Raw genomic sequence first — 25,723 nt, forward strand, 5'->3', positions numbered from 1 at the left:
AGATGAACATCGCCCGCGCCTCAATCGACCGGCCGCTTTACACATGGCTGGTCATCCTCATTGCCCTTGTTGGGGGCATCTGGGGGTTCACATCGCTTGGCCGTCTGGAAGACCCGGCCTTCACAATCAAAAACGCGGTCATCGCCACGCAATACCCCGGTGCCACTGCCGAACAGGTGGCGCTGGAAGTATCGGAACCGCTGGAATCCGCTATACAGCAGATGGGCGAGGTGGATGTCATCACCTCTGTCAATCAACCCGGACGGTCCCTGATCGAGGTCGAGATCAAGTCGACATATGACGGCACCGAACTGCCTGCCATCTGGACCCGGCTCAGGGCCAAGGTGCGCGACGCCGCGCGCGGCCTGCCATCGGGCGTCGGCCAGCCGTTTGTGAATGACGGGTTCGGCGACGTGTTCGGCCTGTTCTATGCGGTGACCGCCCAAGGGTTCTCGGACGCCGAAAAGCACGAACTGGCAACGTTCCTGCGGCGGGAACTGCTGACCGTGGACGGGGTTGCGGATGTCGAGGTTCAGGGCCTGCCGGACGAGGCGATCTTTGTCGAACCCGATCTGGCTATTTCGGTGAACCAGAATGTCCCGCTGCAAGCAATCAACCAGGCCATCGCCAATGCGGATTCGGTCAATTCCTCAGGGTCCTTACGCTCTGATAATGACCGGACCACCATCCTGACGGCTGAAGGGTCAGACAGCGTGTCGGCCATTGCGGGCCTGTCTGTTGGTTCACAAGGGCAGGTGATCAACCTCTTTGACATGTCCGATGTCTATCGTGCCCGTCAGAACGACCCCGACATCATTATCCGCTACAACGGGACCGAGACCTTCACCTTGGGTATCGCGGGTCTGGCCACGGAAAACATTGTCGAAGTTGGCAAACGTGCTGATGCAAAGTTCGCGGAATTGAACACAAGCATTCCCTTCGGTGTCGAAATCCTGCCGATCTATCAGCAACATGTGGTGGTCGAACAGGCCTCGAACGACTTTCTCGTGAACCTTGCCATGTCGGTGGCCATCGTGGTCGCCGTCCTGGGCATCTTCATGGGCTGGCGCGCGGCCATTGTTGTCGGCTCGACCCTGCTGCTGACCGTTGTCGGCACGCTTCTGTTCATGTCGCTCTTCTCAATCGAGATGGAGCGAATCTCATTGGGTGCCCTGATCATCGCCATGGGGATGCTGGTGGACAACGCCATCGTTGTGGCCGAAGGAATGCAGATATCCATGCTGCGCGGCCAGTCCTCGCGCGATGCGGCCGAGGATGTGGCGTCAAAAACCCAGATCCCGCTGCTGGGTGCGACCGTGATCGGTATCATGGCCTTTGCGGGCATTGGCCTCAGCCCGGATGCAACCGGAGAATTCCTGTTCTCTCTGTTCGCCGTGATCGGCATTTCACTGTTGCTCAGCTGGGTTTTGGCGATCACCGTCACGCCGCTATTGGGGCATTACTTCTTCAAACAGGGCAAAGCAGGCGAGATCGACGCTTACGGCGGCCTCCTGTTCCGCACCTATGGTGCGATCCTGCGCTTTGCGCTGCGCTTCCGATGGCTGGTTGTTGCTGGTCTCGTCGGCGTAACCGTGGTGTGCTATGCCGGGTTTGGGCTGATGAAACAGCAGTTCTTCCCCAACTCCAACACGCCTTTGTTCTTCGTGCACTACAAACTGCCGCAGGGCACACCGATTGCACGAACCACCGAAGACATGGCGGTATTCGAAGAGTGGCTGGCGGCACGCGACGACGTCGTCTCGGTCACGACCTTTGTCGGCCAGGGGGCTACCCGTTTCATGCTGACCTACTCCGCCGAAAAGCCGAATCCCAGCTATGGGCACATGGTCATCCGCACAGCAAGCCTGGACGACATCCCGGCGCTGCAAGCGGACCTTGAGGCGTTCGGGTCCGTCCAGTTCCCCGAAGGTGAGTTCGGCACCAAGCGCCTGGTCTTTGGCCCCGGCGGTGGTGATCCGATTCAGGCCCGCTTCTCGGGCAGCGATCCGGTCGTGCTGCGCCAGCTCGCGGACGAGGCGGTGCAGCGCATGGCAGCCGCATCCCCGAACGCGCTGCTGGTTCACCACGATTGGCGCGAACAGGAACTGGCGCTGCAACCGATCTATGCCACCGAACGGGCGCAGACAGCAGGTGTCACACGCGAAGATATCGCCGCCACTCTGCAATTCTCGACCGACGGCATCACGGGTGGTGTGTTCCGCGAGCGCGACCGCCTGATCCCGATCATCCTGCGCCGACCTGCGGACGGAGATTACTCGATCGTCGATCAGGTCGTGTACTCGGACCAGTCGGAAAAGTTTGTACCAATTGAACAAATGGTGGATGGATTCGAGTACAAAACGCTCAATACGCTGGTTCACCGTCGTGATCGGGTTCTGACCATCACCGTCGGCGCCGACATCCCGCCCGACCTGACAGCGGCACAGGTCCACGCCGAAGTGCGCGACGCCATCGAGGCCATCGACCTGCCACCCGGCTACAAGATGGAATGGGGTGGAGAGTTCGAAAACTCGCGCAAAGCGCAGGCAAGCCTGGGCAGACAATTGCCGCTGAGCCTGCTGATCATGGTGTTGATCTCGGTCCTGTTGTTCAACGCAATCCGCCAGCCGATTATCATCTGGCTGCTGGTGCCGATGTCCGTGAACGGCGTGGTGATCGGCCTGCTGGGAACAGGACTGCCCTTCACCTTTACGGCACTTCTGGGCCTGCTCAGCCTGTCGGGTATGCTGATCAAGAACGGCATTGTTCTGGTCGAGGAAATCGATCTGGTCCGCGCCACCGGCAAGCCCCTGCGCGAGGCAATCATCGAAGCATCCGTGTCGCGTTTGCGGCCCGTCATGCTGGCGGCTGTCACGACCATTCTGGGCATGGCGCCACTGCTGACGGATGCGTTCTTCGTCTCGATGGCAGTGACGATCATGGGCGGTCTGGCATTTGCCACCGTGCTGACAATGGTTGCGGCACCGGTGTTTTACCTGCTGTTCTTCGCCCGTGACGAACGAAAGAAAACGACGGAGGCGCCTGCGTAAGGCATTGAAAATAAATAAAAGCCCCAGAGTTTCCTCTGGGGCTTTTTCATTTGGGTCAGGGGTCTTTACCCCTGTAGCGATTTCACCTCGACGTCGCCCTCAGCTTGTGCCTTAATCGCCAGTGCTGCGGCGTTGGCCCCTGCTGCGGTGGTGAAATACGGGATCTTGTCATACAGCGCGATCGAGCGGATGGCCTTGCTGTCCTCAACCGCCTGCGCACCTTCGGTGGTGTTCATCACCAGCTGCACCTGACCGTCTTTCAGCATGTCCACAACATCCGGGCGACCTTCGTACACCTTGTTCACCACGTCACAGGCAACACCCTGTTCGTCCAGCCAGCTTTGCGTGCCGCGCGTGGCCACAAGCGTGAAACCCTGATCAACCAGAACCTGCGCCGCTTCCAGCATGGCTTTGCCCTTGTCGGCATCCTTGATCGAAATGAACGCACGGCCAGAGGACGGCAGCACCATGCCCGCGCCCATCTGCGCCTTGAGGAACGCGCGTGGGAAGTCACGGTCCCAGCCCATCACCTCGCCGGTCGAGCGCATTTCCGGGCCAAGGATGGTGTCGACGCCGGGGAAACGGGCGAATGGCATGACAGCTTCTTTCACCGAGAACCACGGCATGTCCGGATCGGCCAGCGTCATCTGGTCCGCGATCTTGGTGTCCTTGCCTTCCTGATAGGGCGGGCGCATCGGGAAATCGGCCAGTTTCTCGCCCGCCATGACGCGCGCCGCAATCGACGCAATTGCACTGTCGGTGGCCTTGGCAACAAACGGCACGGTGCGCGAGGCGCGCGGGTTCACTTCGATCAGATAGATCTCATCATCCTTGATCGCGAATTGCACATTCATCAGGCCAACGACATTCAGCGCCTTGGCCAGTTTGAATGCCTGTTCCTTGATCTGCCCGATGATCTCTTTCGACAGCGAATAGGGCGGCAGCGAACAGGCGGAATCGCCCGAGTGAACGCCCGCTTCTTCGATGTGCTGCATGATGCCCGCCACGTGAACGTCGGTGCCGTCACACAGCGCATCTACGTCCAGCTCGACCGCGCCCGCCAGATAGCTGTCCAGCAGTACGGGGCTGTCGCCCGAGACCACAACGGCCTCGTTGATATAGCGTCGCAGCTGATCCATATCGCGCACGATTTCCATCGCACGACCGCCCAGAACGTAAGAGGGGCGAATGACCAGCGGGAAACCGATCTCTTCGGCAATCTCCAGCGCCTTTTCATCGGTCGAGGCAATACCGTTTCTGGGCTGTTTCAGGCCCAGTTCATTGACCAGCGCCTGGAACCGTTCACGGTCTTCGGCCAGGTCAATTGCGTCCGGTGTGGTACCCAGAATCGGAATACCCTCGGCCTCAAGCGCGTTGGCCAGCTTCAACGGTGTTTGACCACCGAACTGAACGATCACACCGTGCAGCGTGCCGTTTTCCTGTTCCTTCGTCAGGATTTCCATGACGTGTTCAAAGGTCAGCGGCTCAAAATACAGACGGTCCGAGGTGTCGTAGTCGGTCGAAACCGTCTCGGGGTTGCAATTGACCATGATGGTCTCGTACCCGGCCTCGGTCAGCGCATAACAGGCGTGGCAGCAGCAATAATCGAACTCGATCCCCTGACCGATCCGGTTCGGACCACCACCAAGAATAACGACCTTCTTGCGGTCGCTTGGGCGTGCCTCGCATTCGACATCTCCCATCATCGGGGCTTCGTAAGTCGAGTACATATAGGGTGTCTGCGCTTCGAACTCAGCAGCGCAGGTATCAATGCGTTTAAAGACCGCGGTGACGCCCAGATTGTGGCGGGCGCGGCGCACGTTATCTTCGCTGCGGCCTGACAGGTTGCCCAGACGCGCATCGGTGAAGCCCAGCATCTTGAGCTTGCGGATGCCTTCTTCGGTCACTGGCAGACCATCCTTACGCACGGTGCGTTCTGCTTCGATGATCTCGCGAATGCGGGCCAGGAACCAGGGGTCAAACTTGGTGACGCCAAAGATTTCATCGTCGCTCAGGCCATGACGCATGGCTTGGGCGATGGTGCGCAGGCGGTCGGGGGTCTGCTTGCTGATCGCCTTGATGACATGCGCTTTGTCGTCGCTGCTTTCGACCTCATCCCACAGGCCGATGCTCAACCCCGGAATTTCGATCTCATCAAACCCGGTCAGGCCGGATTCCATCGATGCCAGCGCCTTCTGCATGGATTCGTGGATGGTGCGCCCGATGGACATCGCCTCACCCACTGACTTCATTGCAGTGGTCAGGTAGGGTTCAGAGCCGGGGAATTTTTCAAACGCGAATTTCGGGATCTTGGTGACGACATAGTCGATGGTAGGTTCGAACGACGCAGGCGTGACCTTGGTGATGTCATTGTCCAGCTCGTCCAGCGTGTAGCCGACGGCCAGTTTCGCGGCGATCTTGGCAATAGGGAAACCCGTCGCCTTGGAGGCCAGCGCCGATGAACGCGACACGCGCGGGTTCATTTCGATCACAACCATGCGGCCATCATCGGGGTTGATTGCCCATTGCACGTTCGAGCCACCGGTTTCCACCCCGATCTCGCGCAGGACGGCAATCGAGCCGTTGCGCATGATCTGGTATTCCTTGTCGGTCAGCGTCAGGGCAGGGGCCACGGTAATCGAGTCACCCGTGTGCACGCCCATTGGGTCGACGTTTTCGATGGAGCAGACGATAATGGCGTTGTCGGCGGTGTCGCGCACCACTTCCATCTCGTATTCTTTCCAGCCCAGCAGGCTTTCATCGACGAGGATCTGGTTGACAGGCGAGGCATCCATGCCCGAGCGGCAGAAATGGATATAATCCTCGCGGTTATAGGCCACGCCGCCGCCTGTGCCGCCCAAGGTAAAGGCCGGGCGGATGATGGCGGGCAGGCCGATTTCCTCCAACTCGTCCAGAGCGATCTGCACACCTGCTTCCAGATCGGCAGAGCCGTCGGCCTTCTTGGGGGCGGTCACGATGGTGGCTTTGGGGTTTTCCAACCCCAGCCGATCCATCGCCTCGCGGAACAATTTGCGATCCTCGGCCATCTCGATGGCGTCGCGTTTGGCACCGATCATCTCGACACCGAACTTGTCCAACACCCCCATCTCTTCCAGCGCGAGCGAGGTGTTCAGACCGGTTTGCCCGCCCATTGTGGGCAGCAGGGCGTCAGGGCGTTCCTTTTCGATGATCTTGGCGACGACCTCGGGCGTGATCGGCTCGATATAGGTGGCATCGGCAAGTCCGGGGTCAGTCATGATTGTCGCCGGGTTCGAGTTGACCAGAATAACCCGGTAACCTTCTTCGCGCAGGGCCTTGCAGGCTTGAGCGCCGGAATAGTCGAACTCGCAGGCCTGACCGATAACAATGGGACCCGCCCCGATGATCATGATCGACTTGATGTCGGTTCTCTTCGGCATGGTCTGGCCCCTTCGATTTTGCACGAGTCGCGGGCGCCGCCCAAGCGCCCAAATTGTCGTGCGTTATAGGGACCACGCAGAAAGGTTCAAGGGGTATCGGAAACAGAAGCGAAATTGCCGCTTTCCCCCCTTTCCCCTGCCAGAGTATTCTCTATATCGCCCTTCACGGCAAAAGAGGATGCAGTTGCGTATTCGTTTTGATCAGGGACCAGCCGGTCGCGGAACCCGGTTTCAGCGCCCGTCTCGGATTATCCGCGCGGATACGGCGGAGGACGTGCCCCAGGCTCTGGCGGCGCTGGATGAGGCGCGCGCGGGCGGGGCCTGGCTGGCTGGCTATGCCAGTTATGAACTGGGATATGTGCTTGAACCTCGGCTGATCAATCTTTTGCGGGACTCGCGTCGGCTTCCCTTGTTGTGCTTTGGAGTTTACGGCGCGCCGGATCGGGTTTCTTTACCGACACCCGCAGGCGAGGTGCGCGCGTTTCAGCCGCGCTGGGACGAGGCGCGCTATGGCGAAGCCTTTCAAGTGGTGCATGATGCTATCGGTGCCGGTGATATCTATCAGGCGAACCTGACCTTTCCGATTGACCTGACCGTCTCGGGCAGCAGTGAAACCCTTTATGCGGCACTGGCAGCGGGGCAGCCCGTTGGGCATGGCGCGCTGGTGCAGCAGGTCGGGTTACCGGATTTGCTCAGCCGCTCGCCAGAGTTGTTCTTCCGCACAGACGCGGATGGAAAGATCGAGACACGACCGATGAAGGGTACCCAGCCGCGCAGCGAAGACCCGGACGAGGATATGCGGCGCCGGGCGTTTCTGACCACGGACGAAAAGAACCGGGCGGAAAACCTGATGATCGTCGATCTTCTGCGCAACGATATCAGCCGTGTCGCATTGCCCGGTTCCGTTCATGTCCCTGAACTGTTCAAGGTGGAAACCTATGCGACAGTGCATCAGATGGTTTCACTTGTCCGTGCCCAGTTGCTCAAATGCGCAGGGCTCAGCGATATACTGACGGCGTTGTTTCCCTGCGGCTCGATCACGGGCGCCCCCAAAATTCGCGCCATGGAAATTCTGGCCGGGCTGGAACCCTGGCCGCGCGACATCTATTGTGGCACCATCGGCTGGGCCGCGCCTGATGGGCGGTCCGAGTTCAACGTGGCCATCCGTACGCTGATGCTGGAAGACGATCAGGCCACCCTGAACGTGGGCGGGGGCCTTGTCTGGGACAGCACCGCCCCGGCAGAATATGAGGAGGCGCTATGGAAAGCCCGCTTCGCCCGCCAGCTGAGCCTGATTTCCGCCTGATCGAAACACTGGCGTTTCGGCCAGGTCAGGGCTTTGTCCGAAAAGACCGTCACCTTGCGCGCATGGCCCGAACCGCTGCGGCCTTTGGCCTTCCCTTCAACCCGGATTTAGCGACCGCCGCGCTGGATGGCGCGTTGGGCGACACCCCCTTGCGGTGCCGCCTTACACTGGACGCATCGGGTGCATTCGAATTGACCACCGGGGTTCTGGCCAGCAACCCTCCGGTCTGGCGCATCGCCCTGTCTGATCAGCGACTGGCTTCCAATGATCTTTGGCTGCGTCACAAGACAAGCCGCCGCGCCCTTTATGACAATACTCGCGCCGCGCTGACGGATGGCATAGACGAGGTGTTATTCCTGAATGAGCTTGATGAGCTGTGTGAGGGCACCATCAGCAACCTTTTCGTCGAAAAACAGGACGGTCGTATTCTGACACCTGCGCTGTCCAGCGGTCTGTTGCCTGGCATATTGCGCGAAGAATTACTGGATAAAGGAACGGTGTCTGAGGCCGTGCTGACCTTGAGCGATCTAAAAAACGCACAAACTGCCTACATGGGCAATTCATTGCGCGGGCTGATCCGGGTGGAGCTGATAGACACGTGACCAAAGACAGCACGATGGTCGGACCGCCAGATGCATTGCCGCGGTTAAGGGTTGAGTTCGGCTTGTTCTATGTTGTCCTGCCGCTGATCATCGCGGTTTTGTTTCCACCGAACTGGATGTTTCCGGCTCTGTTTGCCCTGACCGGGCTGGGGATCACGCTGCTGCATTGGACACCGGGCTTTCAATGGGCCGAGTTGCGCTATGATTGGGCCAACTGGTCGCTTCGCGAAGTTGTGCTGTTTACCGCTTTCATGTCCGTGTTTTGCGTTGGGCTGATTCAGGTGACACGCCCCGACGCCGCGTTTTTTCTGCTAGTACACCGCCCTGAGATGCTGGCGCTTATCTGGATCGGTTATCCTGTTTTGTCTGCACTGCCTCAGGAACTGTTGTTCCGCCCACTGTTCTTCCGGCGTTATCACTCGATCCTGCCAGAGGGGCGTGCGGCTTATGTGCTGAATGCTGCCATCTTCTCGTTCGCGCATCTGATGTATTGGAGCTGGACTGTCGCCCTCATGACATTTGCGGGCGGGCTGCTGTTTACATGGGCCTACAGGCAGCGCGGTTCGTTCTTCTACGCGGTGCTGCTGCACGCGATTGCGGGCAATATCATCTTTGCGGTCGGGCTGGGTGTCTATTTCTACTCAGGCAACGTGCAAAGGCCGTTTTGACAGGGCGACCCGCCTTGACTTTCCGGGCCTGACAGGGTGTATCGGCGCGACGAATTCTGCGCCCGAAGGGATATGATCCATGCACGCCTATCGCAGCCACACCTGCGCCGCACTGACCGCCGCTAATGTCGGTGAAACCGTTCGCCTGTCCGGTTGGGTGCATCGGGTCCGAGATCATGGGGGCGTCCTGTTCATCGACCTGCGCGACCATTTCGGCGTAACCCAGATCCTGTGTGACGGCGACAGCGCCGCTTTTGCTGCGCTTGAAAAGGTGCGTTCCGAATGGTGCATCCGCATCGACGGAACCGTCAAGGCGCGTGCCGCCGAACTGGTGAACCCGAAACTGCCCACCGGTGAGATCGAGGTTTACGTGCGCGAACTGGAAGTTCTGGGGGCCGCCGAGGAACTGCCGCTAATGGTGTTCGGCGATCAGGAATACCCCGAGGAAACCCGCCTGCGCTATCGTTACCTCGACCTGCGACGCGAGGCGATGCAGCGCAACATGACCTTGCGCTCGGACGTGGTGGCCTCCATGCGCAAGCGTATGTGGGATCAGGGGTTCCGCGAGTACCAGACGCCGATCATCACCGCGTCCTCACCCGAAGGCGCGCGTGACTTCCTTGTGCCGTCGCGCCTGCATCCGGGTAAGTTCTACGCGTTGCCGCAAGCCCCGCAGCAGTTCAAGCAGCTGATTATGGTGTCGGGTTTCGACAAGTATTTCCAGATTGCGCCCTGCTTCCGCGACGAAGACCCGCGCGCCGACCGCTCACCCACCGATTTCTACCAGCTTGACCTCGAGATGTCCTTTGTCGAGCAGCAGGACGTGTTCGACACGATCCAGCCCGTTCTGACCGGTGTGTTCGAAGAGTTCGGTGGCGGTCGCAAGGTCGATCAGGACTGGCCGCAGATTTCCTACAAGGATTCGGCTCTGTGGTACGGCACGGACAAGCCCGACCTGCGGAACCCAATTAAGATGCAGGTGGTTTCCGACCACTTCCGCGGGTCTGGTTTTGCGATTTTTGCAAAGCTGCTCGAACAAGAAGGCACCGAAATTCGCGCTATCCCCGCGCCAACCGGTGGCAGCCGCAAGTTCTGTGACCGCATGAACGCCTTTGCCCAGAAAGAGGGTCTGCCCGGTATGGGCTACATCTTCTGGCGCGATCAGGGCGAAGGGATGGAAGCCGCAGGCCCGCTGGCCAAGAACATCGGCCCCGAGCGGACCGAGGCTATCCGTCAGCAATTGGGTCTGGGTGTCGGCGATGCGGCGTTTTTCCTGGGCGGCAAGCCGAAAGCCTTTGAAAAGGTTGCAGGCAAGGCGCGCGATGTGATCGGCGACGAGCTTGGGCTGACCGAGAAAGACCGCTTTGCCTTTGCCTGGATTGTTGATTTCCCGATCTACGAGCAAGACGAAGAAACCGGCGCGATCGACTTTGAGCACAACCCGTTCTCGATGCCGCAGGGCGGCATGGAAGCGCTACAGGGCAACCCACTGGATGTGCGCGGGTATCAGTATGACCTGGCGTGCAATGGATACGAGCTGGTGTCGGGTGCGATCCGGAACCACAAGCCGGAGATCATGCTGAAAGCCTTTGAACTGGCGGGCTATGGCGAGGATGAAGTGAAATCCCGCTTTGGTGCCCTGTTCAACGCCTTCCACTACGGTGCGCCGCCGCACGGTGGCTGCGCTGCTGGGATCGACCGGATCGTGATGCTGTTGGCGGATGAGGCCAATATCCGCGAGGTCATGATGTTCCCGATGAACCAGCGGGCCGAAGACCTGATGATGCATGCGCCGTCGGACCCGACGTCAGATCAACTGATGGAACTGGGCTTGCGCCTCATCCCGCAGGACTGAACGAGAGCCGCCCGCATCAAGCGGGCGGTTTCATTTTGATGCCAGCGAGTATTCGCGGGTCAGTCCAACGGGTTGTTTAAATCACCTCGGTTGACACGAATTGAACGTGCAGCATGCCGTGTTTGGCGATAGGCCCAGATGCACAGAAGCGTTGCAGTGATGAAGTAGGCTGCAATCACGTCAAATCGCCTTTCTTTGTTCCAGGCGGTTCTGCACTATGCCAGCGACCTGCGCTGCCTGCGCCGTGATCGGTGCGCCGTTCGCCCGTGACAGCGCCAGCTTTCGGGCGGCTTCTGCCAAGGGTCTGTCATCGGCTTCCCGTGCGACCCCTTGCAGGAACTGGGCGGCGTAATCCCATGTGCGATGATCGTTGGGCCCGGTAAGGACATCGGCGATGTGCGCCATGTCGTCCTGATAGGCCATCGGGTCGGGGCGGATGACTTCATCTCGAACCGAGTGGAGCCCGCTTGGGCGTCGATCTTCGGGCAGGCGCTCCAGGATGGACTTCTGAAAATAAGACAATGATTTTATCGGCTTGGACAGGAAACCATCCGCCCCGGCTGCGTGGGCCAGACCTTCGGTGGCGTCATCGCCCGACAGGCCCATGATTACGCTGATCCGTGGTGAAGCGTCGGCCAGTTCGGCGATCAGGTCAGCTCCGGATCCGTCAGGCAGGCCCATATCGACCAGAATGACCGACGGGCGATAGATCTGCAGGTGTCGCCGTGCCGATTTCAGGCAGTCAGCGCGTCGGATACGTGCACCGCTATGCAGGCACATCAGGCGGATCGCATCGCAGGCATATCGGCTGTCTTCAACAACCAGAATTGTCTGTCCCAGCAAGGGCCGCGTTGCGGTGGGCGTGGCGGCGGTGGTGGCAATGAGGCCCGAATCGTCCATGGCAGCTCTCCTATCCAGCAGATGCTTCACGCTAGGAACTTCTGGCTAACACGACGTTAACGCGCGATTTGGCGCACTTGTTCTTTCGCAGAGCAGCCCCCATAACCCACGCAACGCAGGACATCAGGAGTGAGACATGATTGGACGTCTGAACCACGTTGCCATCGCCGTACCCGACCTTGAGGCGGCATCCGAGCAATACCGCAATGCGCTGGGCGCCAAGGTTGGCGCGCCGCAGGACGAACCGGATCATGGCGTCACGGTTGTGTTCATCGAACTGCCCAACACCAAGATCGAACTTTTGTACCCGCTGGGCGACGACAGCCCGATCAACGGGTTTCTGGAAAAGAACCCGGCAGGCGGTATTCATCACGTATGCTATGAGGTCGAAGACATCATCGCCGCCCGTGATCATCTAAAAGCGACTGGCGCCCGTGTTCTGGGGTCGGGTGAGCCCAAGATCGGCGCGCATGGCAAACCGGTGCTGTTCCTGCATCCTAAGGACTTCAACGGCTGCCTTGTCGAGCTGGAACAGGTATGATCCGCAAAACCCGGAGGGCCTGAAGTGACCATTACCGCTGCATTGGTGTTGTTCGCCGTCATCTGGTTCATGACGTTGCTTGTGGTTCTGCCCATTCGCATCAAAACTCAGGGTGACCTGAACGATATCGTTCCGGGCACCCATGCGGGCGCGCCGGAAGTCCATCATCTGAAGGCTAAGATGTGGATCACCACCGCCATTGCAGTGGTTTTGTGGGCTATCATTGCCGGGATCATCATATCTGGTGCAATTTCAGTGCGGGACTTCGACTGGTTGAACCAACTGGAGCCGCGCTAATCTGTGTCAGACCTTTTGGCCTGACACAGCATGAAAAATATGGGTGAATGTCGCCGCGCCAAGGATCGGGATCACCAGATTCAACAGCGGTATCGACAGCGGAATGGCCATCAGCGTTCCAGCGACCCAGATCGTGGTCGAATGCCTGGCCCGCAACTGGCGTGCGCCATCCCGCCCGATCCGGCGCATTGCAGCCAGCGTGAAGTATTCTCGCCCCAACAAGAACCCGTTCATGGCCCAGAAGATGAAGGGCGCAAACGGGGTGAAGATCGCATAAAGGATCAGCGCCAGCAGGTTTGCGACAATCAGCACGCCAAGAAAGCTGAGGCCGTCCATCAGGGCCTCTGACACCGGGATGCGTCGTGCAGGTGGCAAGGCCGGAAAATGCTTGTCCTCGACCGCTTGTGCCACTTCGTCCAGAAAGATCGATGTGATGGCTGACGCCACCGGCACCATCAGGAAAACAGGCAGGATCAGGACGAGAACGATACCTGAATAGTTCAGAACGTCGTTCAGCCATGGCACTGCGCCGACGAACGGCAGAGAGATTTCACTGCCCGACAACCAGTTGATCAAACTGATCGCACCCGCACAGGCAAGACCCAGCAAAAGGATGGTCAAACCTACACCGCGCAGCAGAACGGCGCGGAACTTGGGATCTCCGATCTGGCTTAGCGCGCTGAAGAAGGCGTTCAGGATGATCATTCTGTGATCCATTCCGTTATGGCCGCCACATCGGGCCGCGGGCGCTCGGGTGGGGCTGTTCCTTCGGTGGCGATATGTATCAGCCCGGCTACGCGTTCGTTGTCAGCAAGTCCAAAGGCGTCGACGCAGAAGTCGTGGTCATGGGTTTGCCAACCCGATAGCCAGTTTGCACCCCAGCCTGCGGCCAGCGCGGCATTCAGCAAGGCAAGACAGACCGCGCCCGCAGAATAGGTTTGTTCGATTGCAGGTATTTTTTCGGACGGTTTTTGTACTTCGATCACCGCTACGGCCAGATGTCCCATGTCAAATTGGCTGCGTGCTTTTGCAATATCTTCCGGACTTTTCTTCAGCCTTTGCCCGCAGGTTTCGGTCAGGGTTGCCAGTCTTGCCATGGCCCCCTGTTCCAGAACGATAAATCGCCAGGGTTCCAGTTTTCCGTGATCGGGGCTGCGTGCAGCTGCGATCAACAAGGGGCGCAACTCGTCCGGTGTCGGGGCCGGGGCAACCAGTGTCTTGGCAGGTCGGGACCGGCGCGACTGCAAAAACTCCAGAGCAGCGGGGTTTTTCATGGACATATGTTAACTTCCTTTACATCACGTCTCTGTATCTTGGTCGGCATGCCGAGGGTTTCAAGGGCGCGGCGACGGATCGCGTGGATCAATTTCATTCCACCGCCCATCATGCAAGACTATTGAGGGAAGGGGCGACAATGGCGAAATCCAAACTACGTGATCTGCCGGATCTCAGCGCGCAGGCGCACGCCGGGACAACGTTTCATCTGAAAGTAACTCCCAAGGCTGTACGCGACCGGGTGGTTGTGGAAGACGGGCAGATCAGGGTATTTGTCACGGCACCGCCTGACAGTGGTAAAGCCAACCATGCGGTTCAGGTAATTCTTGCGAAATGTCTTGGCGTCGCGCCTTCGACACTGTCACTCAAGCAGGGGCAAACTTCGCGCAGCAAGGTTTTTGTCTATGCGCCCTAAGATCCCGTTTCACGGATCTGGTAAACTCCCTCGGGCAGGTCCAGCGCTGCGGCCAGATCGCGGACCTGTTCGGGCGACAAGGTGATCTTTTGCACCTGGTCGGTTCGCGGATCAAACTGTTCCAGCGTGACGCATTCGGCGAAATTGTTGATCACAACATCTTCCTGCAAAGGTTTTTCACCTTCGTCCACAAGCGTTATGACCGTCGAGTCGAATTCATGCTCAATCGAAAACATAAGGACAGAGTGCAAGCCGTCGATGCGCAATGCAAGACGTTCGTTTCAAAGCATTGTGTGGTCACTCTGAACAGCACGTACTATGTTGAAATCACGGTCAGACCGAGCCGAAGGATGTAACATGCGCAGACGCTTTGTTTTGGTGCTTCCCCTGCTGCTTGCGGCCTGTGCGGAAGGTGCACTGCGCGTGCAACCTGCTGCGGATTGGCTGGGTGAAGGGCCGGGTTCTGAGGATGTTGCCCAGACCTTTCGCGAAGTCAGTCAGAACATTGGGGCCGAGGCTCGCAGCCAGTGTTTGAAACAATCAAGGCCTCAGAAATGCGAATTCCGGATTCTCGTTGATCTGAACCCACGTGCGCCGGCCAATGCGTTTCAGACATTGGACGACCAGAAGCAACCCACCATAATCTTTACACTTGCGATGATCCGTTCCACACAAAATGCAGATGAACTGGCTTTTGTCATGGGGCACGAGGCGGCCCATCACGTGCTGGGCCACATCGCACGGCAAAGCGAAAATGCCAGCGCAAGCGCAACTGAGTTCGGAAAGGCGGAAAAGCTGCGCGGGGGCGACGCCGCCGACATAGAAGAGGCCCAGAAAGTTGGGGCGCAGGTTGGTGTTCAGGCTTATGTGAAGGATTTTGAGCTTGAGGCTGACCAGATGGGCACGATCATTACACATAATGCGGGCTACAACCCGCTGATCGGGGCAAAGTTCTTTGATCGCATTCCGGATCCCGGTGACAGGTTTCTGGGCACCCACCCGCCAAACGCGCAGCGCGTTCACATCGTGCTTGAAACCGCGACGCAACTGGGACTGACGCAATGACCGATCTTGTGCGCCTTGGCGTGATTTTGACGGATCGCGGGTCGAAATATGCGGTATCTGGCGCGCCTGTGGCGTCACGCGCGGACGTCGACGCGGTTTTGGACCAACTGAAGTCCGATAAATCTTATGCCAAGGCCACACATAACACGTGGGCCGCCTCCTTGCCGACCGGCGCGCTGAAGGCCGATGATGGGGAAAGTGGCGCCGGTATGGTAATCCTGCGGATGATCGAGCGTGCAGGGCTGGACAATCACGTGATCATCGTCACCCGCTGGTACGGAGGCAAAAAGCTGGGTGGGGACCGTTTTCGCCGCATTCAGGATGCAACCCGGGCCTATCTGGACCACATCGGCGCCCAATCTTGACCTGTATCAAAGTCTGACCTTCCGGATGCGCTAGGATTTCGTAAAGCGCGAAAGGGAAAGGATACAGCATGCCCACCCGAGAGTCCTTGCGGCTTCATGCCGGATTGGTGGACGATATGGCCAGAATGCTGGACATCGATCTTGAGGAAGCAGCCATTGGCGGCAAGCTATCTGTCGACCAGATTTCTGACGCAGTTCTGCGATGTACCGATTGTCCGAACCCGGATCATTGTCAGGATCTGCTTAAGAAAATGGCGACCGCTGGGCGGACACCTGAATATTGCCGTAACCAGGAGTTACTGCACAAATTGATGCCTTAACTGTCAGGTTCGCCATGCCACGTCTCGGTGAAATCATGGCCCACCTGCGCTTGGTACTGCGGATGGGCGAGGTCACAGGAACCGACCTGGCCGCAGCCTATCGGGACGGTCACCTGAAACATGAGGATTGGGCCGAGATCGTGCAGCAATGCCGAGGCTGTGCCTGGGCCAGAACCTGCCCAGAGTGGCTGGAACGGCGCGAACAGATTGATCATGCCCCATGCACATGCCCGAACCGTGAGCGTTTCAAGGCCATCAAAGCTTTGCAAGCGGAGGACGCGTGATGCCTCGGGATATTCTGGGTGAGGTCGAAAAGCACTTTTGGTTGACGCGCTCTGTCTCGCGAAGCATGGGAATTTCACTGAGCGAAGCCATGGCCGAAGGGCGGCTGTCGCCCGAAGAATACGCCGAACTGGTCACGCGCTGTCGCGCATCGGGTTGTGATGCGCAATGCACCAGCTGGCTGGCTCAGCGGCAGCATCCAGCGGACACGGCCCCGGATTTCTGTGCAAATTCAGAGACACTGAACAGATTAAAAGGTTGATCAAAGGTCTTTATGCGTTCCATCGCATAGCGGCGCGTTTGCACTGTGTTTGCACCCGCAAAAGTAGACCTTTTTGCTGGTCTCGGCCGTGTATTTCACCGGTTCGAACCCGCTACCTTTATGTGAGCCATCGCAAAAGGGTTGCCGGTTCGACTTTCCACACGCGCACCAGAAATAGGTTTTCCCTTCGACAACCTCGACTGAAAAAGGGGTTTTCTGGGCAATAACGGGTGTGTCTGACATGTGGCTTCTCCGTCTTTAGCTGAAACGTCGCACAGTTTAGGACGATGCAGACAAAAAGGTAGCTGTAATGCCGCAAGGATCATCATTTGGGCTTCGAACTGGCATGGAATCGCTCTTCCTCACAAGGAAGTGACCGTTTCAGTTGCCAGATTGCCGTTCAGCCCGTACTCTGGAAACAGCCCGAAAAGCTGGGCAATATCAGAAAAGTAATAGAGGATTGACGGACATGAAACTGAAACTTGCAGCCGTTGGCGCATTTGCTCTGGTCCTGACCGCTTGTGCGCAGCAGGAAGAACCGACCCCTGTTTACGTACAACCCGACTACGACAAGTATGGCTCGGCCAGCTGCTCGGCAGGCTATGAACTGGCAACAACCGAAGCAGGTCAGACTGTCTGCAACCCGGTTTCTCAGTAAGCTTATCGCAGGCGGTCTGATTGCGGACCGCCTGCACCATTTTCAGGAATTATCGCCGCCATTCATGGCGGTTTTTTTCTACCTGCGCTGTACGGGGTAACTATTCACCCGAGGGCATTATGGGCAGGTTACTGGCGTCAAACGGGTTTCCCCCACAGATCGTATTCCCCCGCCTCGTCCACTTCGACCGTGACGATATCGCCGGGTTTGAGGCCTTCGAAGCCCTCGTCAATGAACAGGTTACCGTCGATCTCGGGCGCGTCCGATTTGGTGCGGCAGGTGGCGGCTTCGTCATCCACTTCGTCAACGATTACTTGAAGCGTTTGTCCGACTTTAGCTTGCAACTTGGCATCTGAAATGGCCTGAGCCTTTTCCATGAAGCGATCCCACCGCTCTTGCTTGATTTCGGCCGGGACATGATCAGGCAGGTCGTTTGAGCGCGCACCATCCACGTTTTCGTATTGAAAACAGCCGACACGATCCAGTTGCGCCTCGTCCATCCAGTCCAGCAGGGTTTGGAATTCGGCCTCGGTCTCACCCGGGTAACCGACGATAAAGGTCGAACGCAGGGTGATATCGGGACAGATTGCGCGCCAGGCCTGAATTTCGTCCAGAGTTTTGGCCGCTGCGGCGGGGCGGGCCATCCGTTTCAGAACATCCGGGTGGGCGTGCTGGAACGGGATATCCAGATAGGGCAGTATGTTGGACCCGGCGTCCGCCATCAGCGGGATCAACTCGCGCACATGCGGATAGGGATAGACATAGTGCAGCCGTACCCAGGCATCCATCTGACCCAGTTCTCGGGCCAGATCGGTGATGTGGCTGCGCACCTCGCGGTCTTTCCACGGGTTCACATCGTATTTCCGATCCAGCCCATAGGCCGAAGTATCCTGCGAGATCACCAACAGTTCACGCACGCCATTTTCGACCAGCTTTTCCGCCTCGCGCAGAACCGCATGGGCCGGACGGCTGGCCAGTTTTCCCCGCATATCGGGGATGATGCAGAACTTGCATTTGTGGTTACAGCCCTCTGAGATCTTCAGATAACTGTAGTGGCGGGGGGTCAGTCGAACACTGCTGGCGGGCAGCAGATCGACGAACGGGTCAGGGTCAGGGGGAACGGCGGCGTGAACCGCATCCAGTACCTGTTCGTACTGATGCGGACCGGTGACCGCCATGATGCGGGGGTGGTGCTCGCGGATGTAATCCGGTTCGGCCCCCAGACAGCCGGTGACGATGACCTTGCCGTTTTCAACCAGCGCCTCTCCGATTGCGTCCAGCGATTCCGCCTTGGCGCTGTCGAGGAACCCGCAGGTGTTCACAATGACGGCATCGGCCCCGGCATAATCGGGCGAAATGCCGTATCCTTCAGCACGAAGCCGGGTCAGAATGCGTTCGCTGTCGACCAAAGCTTTTGGACAGCCCAGCGACACCATGCCGATCGTCGGCTGGTTTGAACGGGGTGTCTCGGTGATCCGGGCGGCCGGAGCCAGGTCGGGGCGGAGGTTTGGCGGGTTCGTCGTCATGGCGCGGCATATAGTGGGGAAAGCTTCCTCTTGCAAATGTGACGTGCGATTTGAATGATCGCGGCAAAGACAAGCCAAAAGGCGGAGAGCAGATCATGAAATGGCTGATACGCATCCTGTTTATTGTTGTGGCAGTGATTGCGCTGGTAATTGGCGCGCTTTTGCTGATGCCCGGAGACAAGCTTGGCGCGATTCTGGCTGAGCAGGTCAAAGCCCAGACCGGGCGCGAACTGAGATTGAGCGGCGACGTGCGCCTGTCGTTCTGGCCGGTGCTGGGGATGGAAACCGGGCCCGTGCGTTTTGGGAACGCCAGCTGGGCCGGGCCAGAGCCGATGCTGAGCGCTGATAGCCTTGCCGTGGGCGTGGATGCTGCTGCGCTTTTGAATGGGGATCTGCGGATCAAACGCGTTTTCGCGGAAAACCCGGTGCTGCGGCTGGAGCGTTCGCAAGGGCGCGGAAACTGGGAGCTGAGCGCGCCTGTGACCACCGCGACGGCCACACCGTCTGCAGGGACGGTTCCGGCCAGCGCATCGTCGGCCGTAACTTTGGAAGAGTTGCAGCTTAATAATGCGCGACTGATCTATGTGGAAGACGGTGCCACGCAGATGGACTTTCCTGATGTAACCTTGTCGGCCAGTTGGCCTCAGGTCACTGCACCGATGGTAATGGAGGCATCAATGCCTGTACCCGGAGGTGCTGTTCAGGTCGATCTGAAGATTCCGGACTTGCCAGCCTTTGCCGCAGGGTCCGTAACCGCGCTTGAATTGGCCCTGACTGCACCGGGCGGCAAGATCGGCTTTGACGGCCACGTCAATCTGGCCGGAGAGATGGACGGAACCACAAAGATCATCACCCAAGATACAGAAAAGATGCTGGCGGCCTTCGGTCAGGCGGGCGTGACTGTGCCGTCTGGATTGGGTAACGTTGCCGATATCTCTGCGCAAATGACCTATACGCGGGACGGTCGGATTTCCCTGCGAAATATGACAGCGCAGTTGGATGGCAACCGGTTTGTCGGAGAGGCGGATATCACCATTTCCGATCCCCCTCAGATCGTCGCACGCCTGGATGCGGGCGATCTGGACCTGTCGAAGATATCCGAAACCGGCACCGGGTCGGGTGGCGCGTCTCAACCTGCCTCACCAGCTCAGGAAGGTTGGTCAAAAGACCCAATCGACGCATCCGCGTTGGCTTTGGCGAATGGCAATATTCGCCTGACGGCCAACTCAATCGCCGTTCCCGGCATGACGTTTGGGAAAAGTGACCTGACACTGACACTGGATCGCGCGCGGGCGGTTCTTGCGATGCATCCGGCGACGTTGTTTTCGGGTCAGTTGAACGGACAGGTGGTTGCCAACAATCGCAATGGCCTGTCCGTGGGCGGCAAGGTGACGGCAAGTGAGATTGATCTGAAACAGGCGTTGTCGACACTGGCCGGTGTCGAACGCCTGTCGGGAACCGCGGCAGGAACCATTGAGTTTCTGGGTGTCGGTCGGTCTGAGGATCAGATCATGCGGTCTCTCAGCGGTAAGGGAAATCTGGATGTCGGGACGGGGGTAATATCCGGTTTCGATCTGGATCGACTTATGGGGCAGGGGACCGGATCTGGCGGAACAACGGTGTTCAACAGCCTGTCGGCCAACTTTACCATCGATCAGGGTGTATTGACAAATAACGATCTGCTTATGTCGCTTAAGAATTTCCGCGCCGATGGTCAGGGGGTCGTGGGTCTGGGTGCGCGCAATATCGATTATCTGTTCACGCCCGTAGCTTTGCGGGCCAATTCGGGGCAGGGCATATCGGTGCCTGTGCGTATCGTTGGCCCGTGGAGCAACCCGTCAATCAAGCCGGATCTGACCAAGGTCATCGAAGCAGCGGCAGATGTGAAGGTCAAGGAGCTGGAAAACGACGCGAAACAGAAAGTTTTCGAAAAGGTTGGAAACGAGCTGGATACCACCATCACGGACAGCGATCAGATCGAAGATGCGCTTAAGAACAAGCTTGAAGAAGAGGCGAAGAAAGGGCTGCTCAAACTGTTTGGCGGCAACTGAGCAAGTGTTGCGCTTGGGGCGATCAGATATGCCCCAAGCAGTTTTCTTCAGATGGTCTGGTCGTAATCGCCAACACCGGGTTCGGTTCGGATCACCGCATCGATATCGGCAAAGATCGCCCGCATCTCAGCCTCGCTTTCGCTGCTTTCACAGACGACCACCAGATTGGGTGTGTTGGATGAAGCCCGCACCAGCCCCCAGCTGCCATTGTCCAGAATGACACGTGCGCCGTTCACCGTAACGACCTCTTTGATCGCACGGCCAGCAAATGTCTCACTAGCTTCGCTTTTGGCAACGAGCTTGTCGACCAGACGCTGCAGGATATCGTATTTTTCGGTATCTGCTGCATAAGGTGACATGGTGGGCGTCGACCATGTCTTGGGCAGCGCCTTGCGCAGGTCGGACATGCTTTGATCCGGGTTGCGGTCCATCAGCTTGCAGATCTCGACCGCGACGCGCATTCCGCAGTCATAACCGCGCCCCACCGGTTCGGCTAAAAAGTAGTGGCCTGACTTTTCGAACCCAGCCAGCGCACCGATTTCCTTGACGCGCCGTTTCATGTGGCTGTGGCCGGTTTTCCAGTAATCCGCCTTGACGCCAAGGGCCTGCAACTCGGGATCGCTGGCAAACAGGCCGGTGGATTTCACATCAGCGACAAAGGTCGATCCGGGGTGCAGCTTGGCCAGATCGCGGGCCATGATCACACCCACCTTGTCGGCAAAGATCTCTTCGCCTTCATCATCGACGACGCCACAGCGATCACCGTCACCATCAAACCCAAGTGCCAGATCGGCACCGCTGGATTTTACCGTTGCCGCCATGTCATGCAGCATTTCCATCGCTTCGGGGTTCGGGTTGTAGTTTGGGAAAGTGTAATCCAGCCGGTTATGGCTGGGGACGACCTCAACCCCCATACGTTCGAAGATCTCGGGCGCAAAGGCCGAAGCGGTGCCGTTTCCGGTTGCGCAGACAACCTTTAGCGGGCGGGACATTTTGAAATCGCCGACGAGGTCGTCAATATAGGCTTCTTTCACGCCCTCGACGAATTCCCAAGATCCACCCTCATGCGTCTGACCTTCGCCGTTCAGAACGATGTCGCGCAATTCAGACATCTCGTCGGGGCCGTGTGTCAAAGGACGGTCAAAGCCCATTTTTACACCGGTCCAGCCGTTTGGATTGTGGCTGGCCGTAACCATCGCCACGGCCGGTACATCCAGATGAAACTGTGCGAAATAGGCCATCGGGCTAAGCGCAGGGCCAATATCTTTCACGCGGATACCGGCCTGCATCAATCCCAGGATCAGGGCGTTTTTGATCGCCAATGAGTAATCACGGTAGTCATTGCCGACAGCGATCACGGGCTCGATCCCGCGCCTGCGCATTTGAGTACCCAGCCCAAGGCCCAGCGCCGTCATGCCCGGCAGGTTGATCTCTTCCGGATATTTCCAGCGGGCGTCATATTCGCGAAACCCGGTGGGTTTGATCATCGCGTCACGCAGAAAGCTCCAGGTATTTGGTGTTACCTCGGGAATTGGTTTGGTCATAACAAGTCTCAGTCGTTAAATCTGAATAGGATCAGCTTTGGCCAGCGCATCAAAGCGCATCAAAGTGTCAATGAGTTGGGGCATCTGATCCAACGGAATCATGTTGGGCCCGTCCGAAGGAGCATTGTCCGGATCCTGGTGTGTTTCAATGAACACCGCGCCAATACCCAGCGACACGGCGGCGCGCGCCATGACCGGAGCAAATTCGCGTTGCCCACCCGAGGAGCCACCTTTTCCGCCCGGTTGCTGCACGGAATGGGTCGCATCCATCACTACTGGATACCCGGTCTGGGCCATTTGCGGCAGGGACCGCATATCAGCCACCAGTGTGTTATAGCCGAACGAAGTGCCACGTTCGGTCAGCAGGATATTATGATTCCCCGTGCTTTCGATCTTGGACACGATATTGGGCATCTCCCACGGCGCGAGAAACTGACCCTTTTTCACATTGACCACTGCTCCCGTATTGCCCGCAGCCAGCAGCATATCCGTCTGGCGGCACAAGAACGCCGGGATTTGCAGGACATCTACCGCCTTGGCAGCGATGGCGCACTGCGCTTCGGTATGAACATCGGTCAGGACCGGTATGCCCATTGTCTTGCGGATACCGTCCAGAACCTGCAACCCCGCATCAATGCCCATGCCGCGCTTGCCGGACAGCGAGGTCCGGTTCGCCTTGTCATAAGATGCCTTGAAGACATATTGCGCACCGGCTGCATCGCAGGCCTCTTTCATCTTGCCAGCAATCATCTGTGCGTGGTCTGCCGTTTCAAGCTGGCAAGGGCCTGCAATGATGGTCAGCGGAAGGTCGTTGCCGACTGTCAGGTCGGAGATTTTTACATGTTTCATGAGTCTTATGAGGATACCTGTTCACGAAGGACCGACGCGGTAAGCGAGATCATGAGGTAGATACCAGCAAACAACAGGAATGCCAAAATCGTATTTTCGAACTTGCGCGGATAGCTGGGTTCCTGACTTGGGATCGGGTTCACCGAGACGGTCAGGTAACGCACCTGCCGGTTAGCTTCGGATCGGGTCGATTCCATTTGCTGCATTGCCGTTTGCAGCATCATGTCCCGTGCCGCCAGATCCGCCTGAGCGATCTGGATGCGCACGCTCAACCGCGCCAGCGAATTTTCGCCATCGGAAGCATCCTGCATCTCGGCATTTAGTTGTTCCAGCACCTTTTCAAGCCGGGCAATGTCAGCCTTGACGCCGTCGACCTTGGCTTTGTTCGGACGCAGGTTGTCTTGCAGGGCGGCAAGTTCAAGCTCTTTGTCCTGCACCAATATCTCGATCTCGTTGATGCGGGCGCGGAGGCTGGCAATGACATTCTCGGGGTCCAGTACCGCCCCTTGAAGCTGAAGTTCGATCAATTCCTCCTGCGCCTGCCGCCGCGCCTCCTGCGCCGCTTCAAAGCTTTCCAATGCGTCGCGCATCTGGTCTTCGCGCTTCTTGCCGGACAGGGCATTCACCCGGGCTTCGGCGTAAGAAATCAAACGCTCCGAGAACTCGGTCGAGGTCTGTGCGTCTGGTGCAACAACCTCCATCCGGATGACCCCTTCGGTTGGATCATACCCGATTGTAATCATGCGTTTGAACAGCTTGTATGCGTCTTCCAGCGTGGCGTCGGGTGATAGCCTTTGAATCGGATCAATCACTTCCTGCTTGAAGACATCAGAAAAACCGGCGTCTCGATCCAGCAGCAACAAGGCCTCTTTCGATTCCAGGAAAGATTGAACCGAGATTGAATCCTGCGTGGTGGCGAATTGCGTCCCGGCAAGCAGCCCGCCGATGGAACCCGGCCCGCCATCGGCTTGCAGGATCAGAAACTCGGAATCGCTGGCATACATCGGGGTGGCGATGCGATAGAAATAGAACCCCACAACAAAGGTCGGCAGAAACACAAAGGCGGCCAGACGCGCGAACAGGCCAAACAGTTTACGCCTGCGTCGGCGCGCGATGTCCTTCTGAATCTGACCGATTTCAAGGTTCCGCCGCTCAGCCGGGCTGAGCTCGGGTCCCGGAAGGTTTGGCGTGCTTGCGCCTACGGATTGCGGCAACTGAATGCTGATCTTGTCTTTGACCTTCGAACTGTCGCCCTGTGCCGAGGGCTTTGCCGCGGCAAGATCAAGAAGGTTCGTGCGCTGAAACGGATCAATGCCTTTCTTGCGCAGCAAGCGCACCGCATCATAGTCCGATGTTGCTGCCAGTCCGTGTTTCTGCGCGAGTTTACGCGCAATACGCAACTGGCGGCCTGTCAGGCCTTCGCGCTTGATGTCGTCAATTTGCGTGCCTGGCTGGGCCTCGGCCGCCGGCGCCTGACCTTGCGTCGCGCCCCGTATGCGCGAGATTGCATCCGCTCGCGCCTCGGCCGAATCGTCCACCTGTCGATTGCTGCGCCAGTTGTACTTTCTAACCTTGGGTTTCGTAGTCATATAGCTGCTTTGCCTCTTCCAAGGAGTCAAACATGTACAATTGCCCGTCCAGCAGAACGGCGGCCTGCTGAGCGAATTTTTCCAAAACAGTCGGGCTGTGCGACACGATCACCAATGTCGTGGTGCGCAACCTTTCCTTCAGGATCGCCCCTGCTTTTTCGTTGAATTCAACATCTGTAGACGCTGGCATCCCTTCATCGACAAGATACATGTCGAAATCCAGCGCCAGCATCAAAGAAAACGTGAATCGTGACCGCATCCCCGAAGAATAGGTGGACAGCGGCTGTTCGAAATATTCACCCAAACCGCAGAGCCATTTGCAATACGCCTCAACATAGTCCGGGTCCATGCCGTAAATCTTGGCGATGTATCGCGCGTTCTCAAGCGCCGACAACTTGCCGGTTACACCCCCGGTGAAACCCATGGGGAACGAGACCCGGCATTCGCGGCGGATCACACCCTCGTCGGGTTTTTCCAGACCGGCCATCATGTTGATCAGCGTGGTTTTGCCAGTACCATTCGGGGCCAGAACGCCCAGCGACGTGCCCAGTTCGACACGGAACGAGACCCGGTCCAGGATCACCTTGCGGCGCGTCCCGGTCCAGAAGGACTTGCTGACATTGTCGAACTCTAGCATTCGGGGCCTGCTGCTCGTTTCCGTTGTGTCGCCGCGCTTTCAGGCGGTCAGAAAGGATGGTTTTTACCGTTCCATGTTGGCTACATTATGTCGAATTATGAAACAAATGTTCAATGCATTGCTGCCGACCCCTCAAACAACTGATCGGTTGTCGGCAATTCCGCTGCACTTCTAGAAATCTACCGCACCATTATTATGTGGTTTCACACCCGATCCTTGCAAAGCAGCTTTGGGAGGTTTTGCAACA

At 58.1% G+C, this 25,723-nt stretch carries 26 protein-coding genes; 15 read left to right on the forward strand and 11 right to left on the reverse strand.

What is annotated here, in order from left to right:
* Window positions 1–2: 2 nt before the first annotated feature.
* Window positions 3–3,050 (forward strand): efflux RND transporter permease subunit, encoded by a 3,048-nt coding sequence (locus ACR0DY_RS09930; RefSeq protein ID WP_480898191.1) that lies wholly within the window; start codon window positions 3–5, stop codon window positions 3,048–3,050.
* Between the two features lie 65 nt (window positions 3,051–3,115).
* Here ACR0DY_RS09930 and carB read toward each other — a convergent pair whose 3' ends face one another.
* Window positions 3,116–6,469 (reverse strand): carbamoyl-phosphate synthase large subunit, encoded by a 3,354-nt coding sequence (carB, locus tag ACR0DY_RS09935; RefSeq protein WP_480546130.1) that lies wholly within the window; start codon window positions 6,467–6,469, stop codon window positions 3,116–3,118.
* A gap of 178 nt (window positions 6,470–6,647) precedes the next feature.
* On the opposite strand from carB, the gene ACR0DY_RS09940 reads away from it, so the two are divergent.
* The 4 genes from ACR0DY_RS09940 (at window position 6,648) to aspS (ending at window position 10,900) form a co-directional block, all read left to right on the forward strand.
* Entirely contained in the window at window positions 6,648–7,775 is a 1,128-nt protein-coding gene (locus tag ACR0DY_RS09940) for an aminodeoxychorismate synthase component I (RefSeq protein ID WP_480546129.1), read from the forward strand.
* Window positions 7,730–8,377 (forward strand): aminotransferase class IV family protein, encoded by a 648-nt coding sequence (locus ACR0DY_RS09945; protein WP_480482218.1) that lies wholly within the window; start codon window positions 7,730–7,732, stop codon window positions 8,375–8,377. Before ACR0DY_RS09940 ends, ACR0DY_RS09945 begins: the two co-directional genes overlap by 46 nt.
* Complete coding sequence (locus ACR0DY_RS09950; RefSeq protein WP_480482216.1) at window positions 8,374–9,045, forward strand: CPBP family intramembrane glutamic endopeptidase; 672 nt, start codon at window positions 8,374–8,376, stop codon at window positions 9,043–9,045. Before ACR0DY_RS09945 ends, ACR0DY_RS09950 begins: the two co-directional genes overlap by 4 nt.
* 79 nt (window positions 9,046–9,124) lie before the next feature.
* Window positions 9,125–10,900, forward strand: coding sequence for an aspartate--tRNA ligase (gene aspS, locus ACR0DY_RS09955; RefSeq protein WP_480546128.1), 1,776 nt, complete (start codon window positions 9,125–9,127; stop codon window positions 10,898–10,900).
* A gap of 180 nt (window positions 10,901–11,080) precedes the next feature.
* Here the strand turns inward: aspS and ACR0DY_RS09960 are convergent, their stop codons facing one another.
* Entirely contained in the window at window positions 11,081–11,800 is a 720-nt protein-coding gene (locus ACR0DY_RS09960; RefSeq protein ID WP_480546127.1) for a response regulator, read from the reverse strand.
* 136 nt (window positions 11,801–11,936) lie between these two features.
* On the opposite strand from ACR0DY_RS09960, the gene mce reads away from it, so the two are divergent.
* Window positions 11,937–12,341: a methylmalonyl-CoA epimerase gene (gene mce, locus ACR0DY_RS09965; RefSeq protein WP_170346086.1), complete on the forward strand. Its 405-nt coding sequence runs from the start codon at window positions 11,937–11,939 to the stop codon at window positions 12,339–12,341.
* A gap of 24 nt (window positions 12,342–12,365) precedes the next feature.
* Window positions 12,366–12,638, forward strand: coding sequence for a DUF1467 family protein (locus ACR0DY_RS09970; protein ID WP_480487606.1), 273 nt, complete (start codon window positions 12,366–12,368; stop codon window positions 12,636–12,638).
* 6 nt (window positions 12,639–12,644) lie between these two features.
* Here ACR0DY_RS09970 and ACR0DY_RS09975 read toward each other — a convergent pair whose 3' ends face one another.
* Entirely contained in the window at window positions 12,645–13,343 is a 699-nt protein-coding gene (locus ACR0DY_RS09975; protein ID WP_209504748.1) for an EI24 domain-containing protein, read from the reverse strand.
* Window positions 13,340–13,918 carry a nitroreductase family protein gene (locus ACR0DY_RS09980; RefSeq protein ID WP_480487608.1) on the reverse strand — a complete coding sequence of 193 codons (579 nt, stop codon included), beginning with the start codon at window positions 13,916–13,918 and terminating at the stop codon, window positions 13,340–13,342. The genes ACR0DY_RS09975 and ACR0DY_RS09980 overlap by 4 nt, the downstream gene beginning before the upstream one ends.
* Before the next feature lie 134 nt (window positions 13,919–14,052).
* Between ACR0DY_RS09980 and ACR0DY_RS09985 the strand changes: the two genes are divergently transcribed.
* Window positions 14,053–14,328, forward strand: a complete 276-nt coding sequence (locus ACR0DY_RS09985) for a DUF167 domain-containing protein (protein WP_480487609.1) — start codon at window positions 14,053–14,055, stop codon at window positions 14,326–14,328.
* Here the strand turns inward: ACR0DY_RS09985 and ACR0DY_RS09990 are convergent.
* The gene (locus ACR0DY_RS09990) at window positions 14,325–14,564 is read right to left on the reverse strand and encodes a hypothetical protein (protein WP_480487736.1); all 240 of its coding nucleotides are present in this window, start codon (window positions 14,562–14,564) and stop codon (window positions 14,325–14,327) included. The genes ACR0DY_RS09985 and ACR0DY_RS09990 overlap by 4 nt on opposite strands.
* A 121-nt stretch (window positions 14,565–14,685) precedes the next feature.
* On the opposite strand from ACR0DY_RS09990, the gene ACR0DY_RS09995 reads away from it, so the two are divergent.
* The 5 genes from ACR0DY_RS09995 (at window position 14,686) to ACR0DY_RS10015 (ending at window position 16,622) form a co-directional block, all read left to right on the forward strand.
* Complete coding sequence (locus ACR0DY_RS09995; RefSeq protein ID WP_480487611.1) at window positions 14,686–15,393, forward strand: M48 family metallopeptidase; 708 nt, start codon at window positions 14,686–14,688, stop codon at window positions 15,391–15,393.
* A complete protein-coding gene (locus tag ACR0DY_RS10000) occupies window positions 15,390–15,758 on the forward strand; it encodes a YigZ family protein (RefSeq protein WP_480546126.1) in 369 nt (122 codons plus the stop codon). The genes ACR0DY_RS09995 and ACR0DY_RS10000 overlap by 4 nt, the downstream gene beginning before the upstream one ends.
* A gap of 68 nt (window positions 15,759–15,826) precedes the next feature.
* Window positions 15,827–16,078 carry a DUF6455 family protein gene (locus ACR0DY_RS10005; protein ID WP_267366457.1) on the forward strand — a complete coding sequence of 84 codons (252 nt, stop codon included), beginning with the start codon at window positions 15,827–15,829 and terminating at the stop codon, window positions 16,076–16,078.
* A 14-nt stretch (window positions 16,079–16,092) separates the two neighbouring features.
* Window positions 16,093–16,362: a DUF6455 family protein gene (locus ACR0DY_RS10010; RefSeq protein ID WP_267366459.1), complete on the forward strand. Its 270-nt coding sequence runs from the start codon at window positions 16,093–16,095 to the stop codon at window positions 16,360–16,362.
* Window positions 16,362–16,622 carry a DUF6455 family protein gene (locus ACR0DY_RS10015; RefSeq protein WP_480539282.1) on the forward strand — a complete coding sequence of 87 codons (261 nt, stop codon included), beginning with the start codon at window positions 16,362–16,364 and terminating at the stop codon, window positions 16,620–16,622. The genes ACR0DY_RS10010 and ACR0DY_RS10015 overlap by 1 nt, the downstream gene beginning before the upstream one ends.
* Here the strand turns inward: ACR0DY_RS10015 and ACR0DY_RS10020 are convergent, their stop codons facing one another.
* Window positions 16,623–16,865 (reverse strand): CDGSH iron-sulfur domain-containing protein, encoded by a 243-nt coding sequence (locus ACR0DY_RS10020; protein ID WP_480539280.1) that lies wholly within the window; start codon window positions 16,863–16,865, stop codon window positions 16,623–16,625.
* Between the two features lie 226 nt (window positions 16,866–17,091).
* On the opposite strand from ACR0DY_RS10020, the gene ACR0DY_RS10025 reads away from it, so the two are divergent.
* On the forward strand, window positions 17,092–17,280 hold the full coding sequence (locus tag ACR0DY_RS10025) for a hypothetical protein (protein WP_209504738.1): 189 nt from the start codon (window positions 17,092–17,094) through the stop codon (window positions 17,278–17,280).
* 137 nt (window positions 17,281–17,417) lie between these two features.
* On the opposite strand, the gene rimO is transcribed toward ACR0DY_RS10025, so the two are convergent.
* A complete protein-coding gene (rimO, locus tag ACR0DY_RS10030; protein WP_480546125.1) occupies window positions 17,418–18,806 on the reverse strand; it encodes a 30S ribosomal protein S12 methylthiotransferase RimO in 1,389 nt (462 codons plus the stop codon).
* A gap of 95 nt (window positions 18,807–18,901) precedes the next feature.
* On the opposite strand from rimO, the gene ACR0DY_RS10035 reads away from it, so the two are divergent.
* Window positions 18,902–20,857 carry an AsmA family protein gene (locus ACR0DY_RS10035; protein ID WP_480898196.1) on the forward strand — a complete coding sequence of 652 codons (1,956 nt, stop codon included), beginning with the start codon at window positions 18,902–18,904 and terminating at the stop codon, window positions 20,855–20,857.
* A 47-nt stretch (window positions 20,858–20,904) separates the two neighbouring features.
* Here ACR0DY_RS10035 and ACR0DY_RS10040 read toward each other — a convergent pair whose 3' ends face one another.
* From ACR0DY_RS10040 to ACR0DY_RS10055, 4 genes are read right to left on the reverse strand one after another with little or no spacing between them, the layout of a single operon-like run.
* The gene (locus ACR0DY_RS10040) at window positions 20,905–22,401 is read right to left on the reverse strand and encodes a phosphomannomutase/phosphoglucomutase (protein ID WP_480487623.1); all 1,497 of its coding nucleotides are present in this window, start codon (window positions 22,399–22,401) and stop codon (window positions 20,905–20,907) included.
* 15 nt (window positions 22,402–22,416) lie between these two features.
* On the reverse strand, window positions 22,417–23,250 hold the full coding sequence (gene kdsA, locus ACR0DY_RS10045) for a 3-deoxy-8-phosphooctulonate synthase (protein ID WP_480546123.1): 834 nt from the start codon (window positions 23,248–23,250) through the stop codon (window positions 22,417–22,419).
* A 5-nt stretch (window positions 23,251–23,255) separates the two neighbouring features.
* Window positions 23,256–24,839, reverse strand: a complete 1,584-nt coding sequence (locus tag ACR0DY_RS10050; RefSeq protein ID WP_480539274.1) for a capsule biosynthesis protein — start codon at window positions 24,837–24,839, stop codon at window positions 23,256–23,258.
* A complete protein-coding gene (locus tag ACR0DY_RS10055) occupies window positions 24,817–25,476 on the reverse strand; it encodes an ABC transporter ATP-binding protein (RefSeq protein ID WP_209504732.1) in 660 nt (219 codons plus the stop codon). The genes ACR0DY_RS10050 and ACR0DY_RS10055 overlap by 23 nt, the downstream gene beginning before the upstream one ends.
* Window positions 25,477–25,723: the final 247 nt, after the last annotated feature.

The sequence above is a fragment of the Ruegeria sp. O6 genome (assembly GCF_056535045.1).